The sequence below is a fragment of the Actinosynnema sp. genome (genome assembly GCF_052038725.1).
Map to the genome: position 1 here is coordinate 1 of NZ_JBQGCX010001213.1, position 13729 is coordinate 13729.

The following is a 13729-nucleotide window of genomic DNA, read 5'->3' on the forward strand; positions in this document are numbered from 1 at the left end:
CCACCTCGGGCGGCAAGGGGTTGAGGAGTTGTTGGAGGGGGCCGAACTGGCGCTTCAGGACCCGGACGCCGAGCTGCCCGCGCACAGCACGCCCTTTCCGCTGGCCTTCAACGTCGTGCCCGCCGTCGGGGGAGTGCTGCACAACCGGTTCACCACCGAGGTGCAGCGTCTCGTCGGGGCGACTCGGCGGGTACTCGGGCGGCCCTGGCTCATCAGCACGGCCACCTGCGTGCACGTTCCGGTGGTCAGCAGTGACTCCGCCGCGGTGCTCGTGGAGGCCGAGTCGCCGGTTTCTCGTGCTGACCTGGTGGCGTTGCTCGGGTCGTTGCCTCGCGTGCGGGTGTACGACGCCGATCAGCTGGAGGCGACCGGGCCCACGCCGTTGACCGCCGCCGACCCTGACGTGCTGCACGTGGGACGGGTGCGGGTCACGCCGCACGACCCGCGGTCGGTGTGGTTGTGGATCACGTTCGACAGCCTTCGGGCCTCCGGGGCGCTCAACGCCCTGAACGTGGCGAGCTTGGCGCTCTCCGTCGCCGGGCGGGGGCGGGCCGGGCGCACGGCCTGACGGGGCGCGCTCCCCCTGGGCTTCGCTGGTCGGGGAGGGCGCCTGTCAGCGCGACAACGCCGGACGGAGCCAGAGCGTCGGGCGGCACGGGGGCATCGGGTGGGGCAGCAGTGCGCTGTCCCACCTGTCGTCGTTCGGGGCACCCTGGGCGACCGGCGCCCAGGACCGATCGGCCAGCCGTCGCAGGCGCCCGACCAGGGGCGGAACCCGCCCGGCCAACCCAGGGGTCAACCCGCCCGATCCCAGCGCGCGAGCCGCCACGTCGCGGACGAACCCGGTCCGCTCGGACGAGGGCCGGTGCCGAAGGTGCGTCATCCCGACTCCAGTGATTCCCGTGTGCTGCGCGGGCGGAAGTGCCCAGGCCGTCCCGAAGGTTGTCAGCAATCGTGCTGAACTTCGACCGTTGTCGGTGTCCTATGGTGGCGTGGCCACTAGTGGAAACCGGATGACGTGGCTGCCGCGCCCAAGGGAGAGCAGGACCGTTGGACGAGCAACCGTTGTTGGAAGAATCGCCGTTATCGGACGAACGTCCTTTTCTGGACGACGTCGTGGTCGACGCCTACCAAGCCGCGGTGCGCGCGGGCGCGTTCGTCGACGAGGAGATCTCCGAGAAGCTCGACGTCGAGCTCCGCCGGGTGGTCGAGGCCCGCAAGCGGCTCCGGGAGCTGCGCCTCCTCAGCGACGCCCCCGACGGGTGCCCGGCCGCCCCGCTCGACCCGGAGATCGTGGAGGCCGAGCTGGTCTCCGCGCTGGAGGTCTCGATCTCCCGCCAGCGCGGCCAGGTGGCCCGCATCCACCGCCAGCTGCGCTCGCTGACCACCGTCTACCGCTCCACCGAGCGCGACACCGGCGAGAACGTCCCGATCCGCGTGCTGGACAGCGCGGCGGACGTGCGGCGCGAGCTCGACCTCGCCAGGCGCCGCTGCGCGCAGGAGCGGATGGCGCTGCAGCCCGGCGGCGGGCGGGCCGCGCACCTGCTGCAGGCCGACCTCGTGCACACCCAGGAGCTGCTGCGCCGGGGCGTGCGCATCCGCACGCTCTACCAGCACACGGCCCGCTCCAGCATGGCCACCTGGGCGTACGCCAAGCGGGTCGACGACGCCGGTGGCGAGGTGCGCACCGCCGAGGAGCTGTCCGAGCGGCTGATCATCTACGACCGCCGCATCGCGTTCGTGCCCAAGGAGCGGCGCGGGCAGGAGGCCCCTGGGGCCGCGGTGGTCACCGACCCGACGCTCGTGGCCTACCTGTGCCGCTCCTTCGAGGCCGCCTGGCAGGTCGGCACGCCCTTCCCCGGCCCGGACGCCGCCGAGGCCGACGACGGGCACAGCCCCGGCGCTGACCTGCGGGCGTCGATCCTGCGGCTCATGGGCATGGGCCTCAAGGACGAGGTCATCGCGCGCCGCCTGGGCATGGCGACCCGAACCTGCCGAAGGTACATCTCCACGCTCATGGAGGAGCTGGGCGCGGACAGCCGCTTCCAGGCCGGGCTGCTGGTCGGCAGGCGCGAGGCGGCGGACGCGGCGGAGGCCGCGGGCGCGAGAACGCCCAACCCGTGACCCAAGGTCACCGGGGCGAAGGGAAAGTCCAGGTCAGGCGGGATCGAACCGCTGATCGACAACTGAATGGCGACGGAACGTAGCCGCTGTCCACTTCCGGCCGGTCCGCCTGCTGACATCCCCGATCCCTCGACCGGTGCTCCCGCGCCGTGCGAGCTTGGCTGCACGAGATCGCCGAGGCGGTGGACCGCTCCCCTCTGGGAGCGTTCCCACACACGGCGCCCACCCCGTGCAGAGGAGCGGCAGCGATGGCAGACCTGATCGGTCTGGAGGAGGCGGAGCGGCTGGACGTGGACGCGGTCCACGACCTCCACCGCCGGTACATCAACAAGAGCCAGGTCCGGCTGATGACCTCGTTCGGCTTCGGCCGGGAGCTGGTCGAGCGCGCCGAGGGCGCCTACCTGTGGACGAAGAGCGGGCGGCGCATCCTCGACTTCACCGGGGGCGTCGGCGTGCTCAACCACGGCCACAACCACCCCCGCATCCTGGAGGCCCGCCGCCGCTTCCAGGAGAAGCAGCGGATGGAGGTGCACAAGACCTACTTCTCGCCCTACCTGGCCGCGCTCGGCCACAACCTGGCGCAGCTGCTGCCCGGCGACCTCAACCGCTCGTTCCTGCCGAACTCCGGCGCCGAGGCGGTCGAGGGCGCGGTCAAGCTCGCCTACAAGTACCACGGCGGCAAGCGCAACACGATCCTGCGCTCGGACATCAGCTTCCACGGCAAGCTGCTGGGCTCCGGCGGCCTGACCGGCAGCACCCAGAACCACTTCGCGTTCCCCACCATCCCCGGCATCCGCACCTTCTCCTACGGCGACCTCGACTCGGTCCGCCAGGCGCTGGCCGAGGCGCGCGACGCCAACGGGCGCAGCGACGTGTACGCGCTGCTGATCGAACCGTTCAGCGCCTCCACGATCCGGTGGTGCTCGGAGGAGTTCCTGCGCGGGCTGCGGGAGCTGTGCACCGCCGAGGACATCGTGCTGATCTTCGACGAGATCTACACCGGCTGGGGCAAGACCGGCAGCCTGTTCTACTTCACCCGCTACGAGGGCCTGGTCCCGGACGTGGTGACCACGTCCAAGTCGTTCGGCGGCGGCAAGTCCTCCATCTCCGCCTACATCGCGCGGGAACCGCTGTTCCGCAAGGTCTACGACAACATGACCGACGCGATGATGCAGTCCACGTCGACCACCTACTACGGGTTCGGCGAGGAGGCGGCGACCGCGCTCGAGGCGATCTCGGTGGCCGTGGACGAGGACTTCCCGGCGCGGGCGCGGGTCATCGAGGGGGTGCTGCGGCCGGGGCTGGAGCGCATCCAGAAGACCTACCCTGACCTCATCTCCGAGGTGGCCGGTTCCGGCGCGCTGCACGGGGTCTTCCTGTCCGGCGGGCCGAAGGTGCTCGACCTGGTGGGCAAGCTGCCGGTGGGCGGACCCGCGAAGGACCCGCTGATCCGCACCAAGATCATCACGGCGGCGGTCATCGACGCGCTCTACCGCGAGCACGACATCTACACCTACAACACCCTCAACGGCCGCAGCCCGATGATCGTCGCGCCGCCGCTGGTCGCCGGGGTGGAGGAGTGCGAGCGCTTCCTCGACGCGTTCGAGGCCGTGCTCGACCAGGGCATGACCAAGCTCGTCGGCCGTTTCGTCAAGGAGAGGGTGAGCTCGCTGTGGTGACTCCGGTTGAAGGCGCGGGCAACGGGCAGCTGCCCGCCAGGATCGCGGTCACCGGCGCGGCCGGGGTGCTCGGCTCCCAGCTGGTGAGCAGCCTGCGGGCGCAGGGCGTGGAGGTGCGCGCCTTCGACCTGCGGCCGATCGAGCCCGCGCCGGGGCTGGTGCCGTTCACCGGCGACATCCGCGACCAGGCCGCCGTGGCGCGGGCCGTGGCGGGCGCCGACGCCCTGGTGCACTGCGCCTCCGCGCTGCCCAGCTACCCGGCGGCCGACATCCGCTCGATCGTGGTGGAGGGCACCACGACGGTGCTCGAAGCCGCCCGCGTCGCCCGCGTCCCGCGCGTGCTGCACGTGTCGTCCACCGCGGTCTACGGGCTGCCCAAGATCGTGCCCACGACCGAGGAGCACCCGCGCGAGCCCGTCGACACCTACAGCGGCGCGAAGGCCGAGGCCGAGGTCGTCGCCGACCGGTACCGGGCGGGCGGGATGCTGCTGCCGGTGCTGCGGCCCAAGACCTTCCTCGGGCCCGGCCGGATGGGGCTGTTCGACATGCTCTACCAGTGGGCCGAGGAGGGCCGGAACTTCCCGGTGCTCGGCCGCGGCGACGTGCGCATCCAGATGCTCGCGCTGTCCGACCTGGTGGACGCGGTGCAGACCGTGCTCACCGCGCCCGCCGACCGCGTCAACGACACGTTCAACGTCGGCGCCGCCCGGTTCGGCACGCTCCGCGAGGACTTCCAGGCCGTGCTGGACGCCGCAGGGCACGGCAAGCGCGTCCGCTCCATCCCCGGCCGCCCGGCGGTCGCGGTGCTCAGCGCCCTGGAGCGCACGGGCATGTCCCCGGTGTACGGGCGGCTGCTGTTCAAGCTGCTCGCCGACTCCTACGTCAGCGTGGACAAGATCCGCGACCGGCTCGGCTTCACGCCGAGGATGTCCAACCAGGACGCCATCCTGCAGACCTACGACTGGTGGCGCGGCGCGCGCGCCGCGGCAAGCACCAGGTCGTCCGGCGCGACCGGCCGCACCAGCCAGGAGCCGTGGAAGCAGGGCGCGCTGTCGCTGGCCAAGGTCTTCTTCTGAGCGCTCCACCCCTTTTCGAGCAGTCCCCTGGGAGGTGGCCGTCATCGGCGCCGGCCACCTCACCCCGTCGTGCCCACAGGAAGCGACACAGGCATGTCCACCACCGATCCGGCCGTCGTCCCAAGGCCGTCCACCGACCCCCCTGACGCCGAGAACCCGAGCACCGAGAACCCGAGCACCGAACGACCGAGCACCGCACCGCCGACCGCCCGACCGCGCTGGTGCCTGGGCACCCGGCTCGTCGTGGCCGCCACCGCCGCGTGGTCGCTCTTCCTGCTCCTGCACGTGGCCCTGACCGGCCGCTGGTGGGTGTGGTTCCTGCTGGAGGCCGTGCCCCCGGTGGCGCTGGTCGCCGTCCCCGCACTGCTGCTGGCCGTCGTGCCGCTGGCCCGCCCGGTCCGCCGCCGCCTCACCCCGCTCCTGCTGGCGCTGCTGCTCGCGGGCGGCTACCTGGCGGGCGTCGGCCCCGGCTGGCGCGGCGACACCGGCCCCGCCGGACCCGGCGACGCGCGGATCTCCGTCGTCTCCTGGAACAGCGACTACTGGGAGATGGCCGACGACCCCGAGGCGTTCTACGCGTTCCTGCGGGAGAAGGACGCCGACGTCTACCTCCTGCAGGAGTACCTGCACTGGGAGGGCGAGGGCCCGATCCTGATCGACCACCTGGACCGGCTGCGCGCCGAGTTCCCCGGCTACCAGGCCGTGGTGGAGGGCGAGCTGCTCACCCTGACCCGGCTGCCCATCGCCGCCACGCACTCCCGCGACGTGCCGTCCACCGACGACGCCTGGTACTGGCAGGGCCGCAAGGCGCAGCGCACCGACCTGCGCGTCGGCGACCGGGTGCTGTCGGTCTACAACGCCCACTTCCCGGTCCCGTTCCGGGTCGGCGACAACCCGCTGGGCAGCCGGTTCTGGAACTTCCTGGCCAAGCAGCACGACTGGCGCACCCGCGAGCTGGCCGAGCTGCGCGCCGACCTCGCGGCCAACCCGAACACCTCCGTCGTGGCGGGCGACTTCAACTCGCCCTGGATGGGGAGCCTGCTCGGTCTCGACGGCGCGACCACGCACTCTCCCGGAGACGGCCCGCTGCCCGCGTTCTCCTGGCCGCTGGCCGACTACCCGGTCCCCCGCGTGTGGCGCCTGGACTGGCTGTTCACCACCGGCGGGGCCTCGGTCCCGGACTACCGGTTCACCGCCAGCCCCGGTTTCTCCGACCACGCGGTCCAGGAGTTCACCCTCGTCGTCCGCGACGCCGGCTGACCCCCCCTGAGCACCACGCGCGCCCCCTCCGCGATCGAGGGCCCGCGCCGCTGGAGCACGCCCGAAGAACCACCAGACCAACCCGCACCGCACGGGCGCAGACCGCGCCCGCCGCGCCACCGAGAGGGATCTCCACCATGCGGATGCCCGACAGGTTCGACGTCACGGTGATGTTGGACTACTACGCGCCCTACGTCTCCGGCCTCACCGAGGCCGCCCGCCTGACCGCCGAGGGCCTGGCCGGTCGCGGCTGGAAGGTCGCCGTGGTCTGCGCCCGGCACGACCGCTCGCTGCCGTCCCACGAGGTCATCAACGGCGTGCACGTCTTCCGCGCCCCGGTCATGGCCCACATCAGCCGGGGTTTCATCGCCCCGCACCTGCCGCTGCTTGCCTCGCGCCTGGCGGCCCGCTCCGACCTGCTCCACGTGCACCTGCCCAACCCCGAGGCCGCGTTCGTCGCCGCGCTGCGCCGCAAGACCCCGATGGTGGTGACCTACCACATCGACACCTTCCTGCCGGACAGCCCGATCAACCGGTTCGGGATGCGCGCGGTCGACACCTCCTGCGCGGTCGCCATCCGCCAGGCCGACCTCGTCATCACCAACACCGAGGACCAGGCCCGCGACTCCCGCATCTGGTCGGTGATCAAGCGCCGCCCGCTGCGCCCGATCCCGTCGCCGTGCGTGGACCGCAGCGGCGGCGAGCCGACCATGCGCGACGGCGACGGCCTGCACATCGGCTTCATGGGCCGCATCACCGTGGACAAGGGCATCGAGTACCTGATCCGCGCGTTCCGGGGCATCGACGACCCGGACGCCCGGCTGCTGATCGCGGGCGACTACACGACCGTCGCGGGCGGCAGCAACATCGAGCAGCTGCGCGCCGAGGCCGGGACCGACTCCCGCATCCGCTTCACCGGGCTGCTGCGCGGCGACCGGGTGCGCGACTTCTACGCCTCGATCGACGTCTTCTCGCTGCCCTCGATCTCCGAGTCCTTCGGCATCGTGCAGGTGGAGGCGATGATGGCGGGCAAGCCGTCGGTCACCACCAACCTGCCCGGCGCCAACCACCCGGTGCAGGCCACCGGCTTCGGCCGCCTGGTGGAGCCGCGCGACCCGGTGGCGCTGCGCGAGGCCCTGCTGGAGATGGCGGCACTGCCCGCCGAGGACCGGCAGGTCGGCCAGGAGGCCGCGATCAAGCTGTTCGGCGGGGAGACCTTCCTCGACGCGCACGAGGAGGCCTACCGGGCCGTCCTGAACGGGGCGCGGTCATGACCACGACTCCCGTTCCCGCGCTCACGCCCTACCGCGTCGGCGGCCAGGACCTGCCCCTGCCCGAGACGGCGGTGCACGTCGTCACCAAGGTCGACCCGCCGGTCAAGCGCCGCTCCCGGATGCCCGCGTGGCTGGCGCTGCTGCGGCCCCGCCAGTGGGTCAAGAACGCCTTCGTCCTGATCGCGCCGCTCGCGGTGGACCCGACCTCGGTCACCCGGCAGCCCTGGCTGCTGCCCGCCGCGCTGCTCGCGTTCGTGGCCGCGTCCAGCTCGGTGTACGTGCTCAACGACTGGCTGGACCGCGAGCGCGACCGGCTGCACCCCACCAAGCGGGAGCGCCCGATCGCCAGCGGGCGCGTCGGGCCGGGGCTGGCGCTGCTGCTGGGCGCGGCCTGCCTGGCGGTGATCGGCGCCGCGGTCGTGGTGCTGCCGCCGCTGGCGGGCGCCGCCGTGGCCGCCTACCTGGTGCTGAACCTGCTGTACTGCCTGGTGCTCAAGCACCACGCGCTGGTCGACATCAGCGTGGTGGCCTTCGGGTTCGTGCTGCGCGCGGCGGCCGGGTGCCTGGCCGTGGGCGCGCCGTTCAGCCCGACGCTCATCGCCTGCGTCTACTGCGTGTGCCTGCTGCTGTCGCTGGGCAAGCGCAGGCACGAGCTGGCCGCCGTGGCCAGCGCGGGCGACGCCGCCGTCACCCGCCCCGCGCTGGCGGGCTACTCGGTGCCGCTGCTGGACCAGCTGATGGCGGTGCTGGTCGGCTCCACGCTGATCACCTACTTCCTGCACCTGCTGGAGGCCGGACGTCCCGAGGGCGCGCTGCTCGCCGTGCTCACCCTCCCGTTCGCGGTGTTCGCGCTGGCCCGCTACCTGCAGCTGGTCACGGTCGGCCGCAGCGGCGGCGAACCGGGCCGGGACGTGCTGCGCGACGTGCCCCTGCTGGTCAACGCCGGGCTGTGGCTGGTGCTCCTGGCCGCGGGCAGGCTGTTCTGAGGTGAACCCGATGCCGTCCACACCGGACTACCCGACCGTCTCCGTCATCATCCCCAACTACAACTACGCCAAGACGCTGCGCCAGTGCCTCCAGGCCGTCCTCGACCAGACCTACCCCAAGATCGAGATCGTGGTCGTGGACGACGGCAGCACCGACGACTCCCCGCGCATCGCCGCCGAGTTCCCCTGCACGCTCGTGCGCACCGCCAACGAGGGGCCCTCGGCGGCGCGCAACACCGGCGTGGCGCGCAGCACCGGTGAGGTCCTGTTCTTCCTCGACTCCGACATCGCCCTCGCGCCGCAGGCCGTGGAGCGGGCGGTGCGGATGCTCGGCTCGGACCGCAGGCTCGGCTTCGTCGGCGGCATCTACGACAAGGAACCGCTGGTCGACGACGGGCCCGTCGAGCGGTACAAGGTGCTGCACGGCCACTTCTGGCGGGTGCGCAGCTCCGGCGAGGCGCGGCTGTGCAACTTCTCGCTCGGCGCGATGCGCCGGGAGACCTACGAGCTGGCCGGCCCGCTGGACACCGGCCTGCGGGCCACCGAGGACGTCGAGTACGGCGCCCGGCTGTCCGAGATCTCCACGGTGTGGATCGACGCCACGATCCTGGGCCGCCACGACGACGACGACCGGCTCGGCGTGCTGCTGGGCAAGCAGTACCGCCGGTCGGTGCCGCTGGTCGCGCTGTTCGCCGACCGGGGCAGGGCAAGGCCCAAGCTGACCGACACCGCCTACCGGCCGGGCGCGGTCGCGGGCACCGGACTGGTGCTCGCGGGCCTCGCGGGCGCCGTCCTGTGGCCCGCGGCGGGCGCGGTCACCGCGCTGGCGGGCGCGGCGCTGTTCGCGGTGGAGGAGCGGCGGCTGCTCAAGTTCCTCGGCGCGACGGCGGGCGCGCGGCAGTTCCCGCTGATGGCCGGGCTGCACCTGCTGATGAACGCCACCACCGGCGCCGCCGCGCTGGTCGGCGCGGCCCGCTGGGCGACCGCACCGTCGTTCCGCAGGCTGTACGCGAACGGGGAGCGCGCGTGAGCGCCACCGCAACGCCCGCCCCACCGCTGTGGCGGGCCCGCGCCCTCGCCCTCCTGCGCCGCACCTGGGTGCGGCGCGCCACCACCGCGCTGGTCGTGCTGATGTGCGCCGGGTTCCTCGGCCGCTCGCTCGCCGCCGACCGCGAGGCCGCGGGCGCCGCCCTCGGCAGGCTCGGCCCGTGGCTGCTGCCCGCGCTGCTGGCCGCGCTGGCCGGGCTGTGGCTGACCGCGCTGTCCTGGCGCGAACCGCTGCAGGCGCTGTCCCGGCCGCTGGGCAGGCTGTTCGCGGTGAAGCTGTTCGCGGCGGGCAGCCTCGGCAAGTACGTGCCGGGGGTGATGTGGTCGATCGTCCTGCAGACCAGGCTCGCGGCGTCCTCGGGCATCACGGTCCTCCACTTCACCGCCACCTTCGGCCTCTACGCCGCCGTGTCGCTGGCCACCGGCGCGGCGCTCGGCCTGCCCACCCTGCTGCGCTACGTCCACGGCGGCTGGACGGCGCTCGGCGCGGCGGCGCTGGCGGCCGTGGCGCTGCTGGTGCTGCCGTGGGCGCTGGCCGTGGCGGTGCGCCTGGTGCGCAGGCTGCCCGCGCTGGCCAGGCGGCTGGTCGAGGTGCCCCAGGACGTGCTGAGCCGCGCGGTGTGGCTGTGCTCGGTGTCCTGGGTGGTCACGGGGCTGCACCTGTGGCTGCTGGTGGTCGCGCTGGGCGCCGACCCGGTCGCGGCGCTGCTGCCCTGCGTCGGCGGGTTCGCGCTGGCCACGTCGGTGGCGAGCCTGGTCGTGGTGGTCCCGGACGGCATCGGCGTGCGGGAGGCGCTGCTGGCCGTCTCGCTCGCCACGCTCCTGCCACCGGCGGAGGCGGTCGCCGCCGCGGCGGCCAGCAGGCTCGTGCTCGCCGCCGCCGACGTGGTCGCCTTCGCCTGCGGTAGCGTCACCGCCCGCCGCCGCACCCCCGGCCCCGACGAGGGCCGTCCCCACGATCCACGAGAGGAAGCTCCATGCTCACCACCGCCTACGGCGACGAGGTCTTAACCCGACTGCGCGGCACCAGGGTGGCGCTCGGCACCATGTACTTCGGCACCACCGTCGACGAGGCCACCTCCAGGGCGATCCTCGACCGGTTCGCCGAGCGCGGCGGCCGGGTCGTCGACACCGCCAACTGCTACGCGTTCTGGGCCCCCGGCGGCACCGGCGAGGAGTCCGAGCTGCTCATCGGCCGCTGGCTCGCCGACACCGGCGCCCGCGACGAGGTGCTGCTGACCAGCAAGGTCGGCTGCCTGCCCGACCCGCTCGACGGCCCGTTCCCGGAGTCCGCCGAGGGCCTGGACCCCAGCGTGATCCACAAGCAGTTCGCGCTCAGCGCCGAGCGCCTGGGCACCGACCGCATCGACGTCTACCTGACCCACGGCGACGACCCGAAGACCCCGCTGGAGCAGTCGGCGGGCGCGCTGTCCGAGCTGGTCCGCGACGGCCGCGTCGGCGTGATCGGCGCCAGCAACTCGGACCCGGAGACGTTGCGCGGCAACGCGGAGCTGGCCGCGTCCTCGGACGACATCGCCCCGGCGCGGGTGATCCAGGTGCGGCACTCCTACCTGTGGCCGGACCCGTCGTTCGACATCCGCCCGCAGCGCCCGCTCAGCGCCGAGATGGTCGCGCACGCCCGCGAGCACGGCATGGTGCTCCAGGGCTACTCGCCGCTGCTGCAGGGCGCGCTGACCAAGCCGGACAAGGAGCTGTCGCCGGAGTACCGCGACGAGGTCAACGAGCGGCGGCTGGCGCACCTGCGCGAGCAGGCCGAGCGGTTGGGCGTCACCGCGAACCAGCTGTCCCTGGCGTGGATGGCGGGCGCCGGGGCCGGGTTCCCGGTGATGCCGGTGCTGGGCGTGAGCAGCGTGGCGCAGCTGGACGAGGCGCTCGACGGGATCGAGCTGGAGCTGCCCGCCGAGGTCCGCGCGGCGCTCGACGCCCAGGCCCCGCTGGGCGCGCTCTGAGGGAGGACTGATGGCGCTCGGTCGACGGACCGACCGGGCGCCGCGTCCACCCGCGTCGCAGGGGGCCGTGCCCGGCGCGGCCCCCTGACGCGTGCTCCTGACGCGTGCTCCTGAAGCGTGATCCTGGCGCGTGAGTTCACACCCGCGCGCGGTTCGCGGTGAGCAGGCGCATCGCGGGCTGCTCCACCCAGCGGTGCAGCAGCCAGGCCGCCGCGAGCGAGGCCAGGAGCAGCAGGCCGGTCATCAGCAGCGCGCCCGCCGCCGTCAGCCCGCCCAGCGGCAGCAGGGACTCCGCGACCCGCAGGATGAGCTGGTGCAGCAGGTAGAAGGCGACCGAGATCTCGCCCAGCAGCACCGGGGACTGCCCGCGCAGGGGCGAGCGGCTGCCCCGCAGGTCGGCCACGGCCGCCGCCGGGATGAGCAGCGCCAGCGGGACCACGGTGCCCGCGACGTAGCCGAAGCTGTCCGGCAGCCGGCTCGACAGCGCGTAGGCGGCCACCGACAGCGCGCCCGCCAGCCACAGCGGCAGCGGCAGCCACAGACCCGCCTTCACGACGCGGGCCAGCACCACGCCCAGCGCGAACTCCAGGCCCCTGGTCACCGGGAAGACGTAGACGAACCAGTACTCCAGCTCGCCCGGCATCGGCGTCGCCAGCACCGGCACCAGGAGGACCGCGGCCACCAGCGCGCCCGCCAGCGGCCACAGGCGGCTCGGGCGGACGCCGGTCACCCAGCGCAGCAGCAGCGGGAACGCCGCGTAGAACGCGACCTCGCAGGACAGCGACCAGGCCGGGGTGTTGACGCCGAAGTACACGTCCTGCACCGGGATCCACGCCTGGAGCAGCGGCAACCCCACCAGCGACGGCAGCGCGGGCGCGCCCCCGCCGGTCACCACCAGGGCGGCCAGCGCGAGCAGCCACACCACCACGTGGTTGGGCAGCACCTTCGCCGCCCGACGCCGCCAGGACGCGCGGGCCGTCGTGCCGGGGCGGGCGGACCAGGTGAGCACGAAACCGGACAGCAGGAAGAAGAACCCGACCCCGGTGGCGCCCTGCCCGAACACGGCGTGCACGGGGGCGTCGAGGGCGGTGCCCTCGAACAGGCCCATGGCGTCGACGTGGAAGCCGAAGACCACGAAGGCGGCGACGAAGCGGAGACCGGTGAGGGAGGGGAGCTTGTCGTGCGCGGCCGGTCCGGTCGGGGGAGCGGGGAGTTTTTCTGCGGCACTGCGGGGCTTGTGTAACAGTGACAAGGAAATACCCTTCCGAGGAAGCGGATGCCGTGCGGCACTCGGCAATCGCCCTGGTGGGAGGGGGTGTTAGCGGTGGGGCTGAACGGGTGCTGGAAAAAGCGGCGGGTGCACGTTCGGGGGGCGGCCGGGTGGCCCTTTCTAGGGGGCGCGGTGTGAATGGGCGCGCCGCTCGGGTTCCGCGGTTCCCGGTGGTTGCGGAAAGTGATCGGCCCTTCCCCGGCAACCCGGCGGCGCGCGGCGTCGTGAACACAGGTGATGGACACCGACGAAGCACCCGAGATCCCGCCCGACCCCGCTGTCGCCGACGCGCCCCCGCCCGACCGCCCGACCGGCCGGTGGACGCGGCGACTGGCCTGGACCGCCGGATCGCTCGCCGCCGTGACGGCCCTGGCGCTCGGCGGGCTCGCCGTGGCCGTGCGGACCGTGGAGATCCCCGAGCCCAACGACTTCGCCATCCGCGAGGCCACCGTGTTCCTGCGCGCCGACGGCTCGCGCATCGCCCAGGTCGGGGTGAACCGGCAGTCCGTCGGGTTCGACGACATCCCCGAGGTGGTGCGGCGCGCCGTCCTCGCGGCCGAGGACCGGTCCTTCTACGACGACCCCGGCGTGTCGCTCACCGGGCTGCTGCGGGCGGTGAAGAACAACCTCGGCGGCGGCGAGCTGCAGGGCGGGTCGTCGATCACGCAGCAGTACGTGAAGAACTACTACCTGACCCAGGAGCAGACCCTCGGGCGCAAGGGCAGGGAGCTGCTGATCTCGTTGAAGATCGGGCAGGACGTGCCCAAGGACGAGGTGCTGCGCGCCTACCTGAACACGGCGTTCTTCGCCAGGGGCGCGTACGGGGTCGAGGCGGCGGCGCGCGCGTACTTCGGCACGCCGGTGAGCGGGCTCGGCGACGACCCGGCGAAGGCCGCCTACCTGGCCGCGCTGCTCCAGTCCCCCTACCGCTACGCCTCCGCGCCCGACGACCCGGAGGCGGCCGAGGACCTGCGCGCGCGGTGGGACTACGTGCTCGACGGGATGGTCGCCGAGGGCTGGCTGGAGCAGCCGAGGCGCGCGGC

The 13729-nt window shown here is 73.2% G+C and carries 12 protein-coding genes; 11 read left to right on the plus strand and 1 reads right to left on the minus strand.

Annotated features, from left to right (window positions below):
- From ACTUAL_RS25505 to ACTUAL_RS25550, 10 genes are all read left to right on the plus strand, one after another.
- Nucleotides 1-568 (plus strand): Asd/ArgC dimerization domain-containing protein (locus ACTUAL_RS25505; RefSeq protein WP_440902026.1); only part of this gene is annotated, 568 nt, incomplete at its 5' end.
- A gap of 482 nt (nucleotides 569-1050) precedes the next feature.
- Nucleotides 1051-2124 (plus strand): hypothetical protein, encoded by a 1074-nt coding sequence (locus ACTUAL_RS25510; protein WP_440902027.1) that lies wholly within the window; start codon nucleotides 1051-1053, stop codon nucleotides 2122-2124.
- 248 nt (nucleotides 2125-2372) lie between these two features.
- A complete protein-coding gene (locus ACTUAL_RS25515) occupies nucleotides 2373-3803 on the plus strand; it encodes an aspartate aminotransferase family protein (protein WP_096492201.1) in 1431 nt (476 codons plus the stop codon).
- Nucleotides 3800-4879 carry an NAD-dependent epimerase/dehydratase family protein gene (locus ACTUAL_RS25520; protein ID WP_440902028.1) on the plus strand — a complete coding sequence of 360 codons (1080 nt, stop codon included), beginning with the start codon at nucleotides 3800-3802 and terminating at the stop codon, nucleotides 4877-4879. Before ACTUAL_RS25515 ends, ACTUAL_RS25520 begins: the two co-directional genes overlap by 4 nt.
- Nucleotides 4880-4972: 93 nt before the next feature.
- Nucleotides 4973-6139 (plus strand): endonuclease/exonuclease/phosphatase family protein, encoded by a 1167-nt coding sequence (locus ACTUAL_RS25525; RefSeq protein WP_440902029.1) that lies wholly within the window; start codon nucleotides 4973-4975, stop codon nucleotides 6137-6139.
- Between the two features lie 137 nt (nucleotides 6140-6276).
- Nucleotides 6277-7413, plus strand: coding sequence for a glycosyltransferase family 4 protein (locus ACTUAL_RS25530; RefSeq protein ID WP_198320440.1), 1137 nt, complete (start codon nucleotides 6277-6279; stop codon nucleotides 7411-7413).
- On the plus strand, nucleotides 7410-8399 hold the full coding sequence (locus tag ACTUAL_RS25535; protein WP_096492203.1) for a UbiA prenyltransferase family protein: 990 nt from the start codon (nucleotides 7410-7412) through the stop codon (nucleotides 8397-8399). Before ACTUAL_RS25530 ends, ACTUAL_RS25535 begins: the two co-directional genes overlap by 4 nt.
- Before the next feature lie 10 nt (nucleotides 8400-8409).
- Nucleotides 8410-9429: a glycosyltransferase family 2 protein gene (locus ACTUAL_RS25540; protein ID WP_440902030.1), complete on the plus strand. Its 1020-nt coding sequence runs from the start codon at nucleotides 8410-8412 to the stop codon at nucleotides 9427-9429.
- Nucleotides 9426-10457: a lysylphosphatidylglycerol synthase domain-containing protein gene (locus ACTUAL_RS25545; protein ID WP_440902031.1), complete on the plus strand. Its 1032-nt coding sequence runs from the start codon at nucleotides 9426-9428 to the stop codon at nucleotides 10455-10457. Before ACTUAL_RS25540 ends, ACTUAL_RS25545 begins: the two co-directional genes overlap by 4 nt.
- Nucleotides 10424-11416 (plus strand): aldo/keto reductase, encoded by a 993-nt coding sequence (locus tag ACTUAL_RS25550; RefSeq protein WP_440902032.1) that lies wholly within the window; start codon nucleotides 10424-10426, stop codon nucleotides 11414-11416. The genes ACTUAL_RS25545 and ACTUAL_RS25550 overlap by 34 nt, the downstream gene beginning before the upstream one ends.
- 136 nt (nucleotides 11417-11552) lie before the next feature.
- On the opposite strand, the gene ACTUAL_RS25555 is transcribed toward ACTUAL_RS25550, so the two are convergent.
- Nucleotides 11553-12668, minus strand: coding sequence for an acyltransferase family protein (locus ACTUAL_RS25555; protein ID WP_440902033.1), 1116 nt, complete (start codon nucleotides 12666-12668; stop codon nucleotides 11553-11555).
- Between the two features lie 255 nt (nucleotides 12669-12923).
- Here ACTUAL_RS25555 and ACTUAL_RS25560 point away from each other — a divergent pair.
- A partial coding sequence (locus ACTUAL_RS25560) for a transglycosylase domain-containing protein (RefSeq protein WP_440902034.1) occupies nucleotides 12924-13729 on the plus strand: 806 nt, incomplete at its 3' end.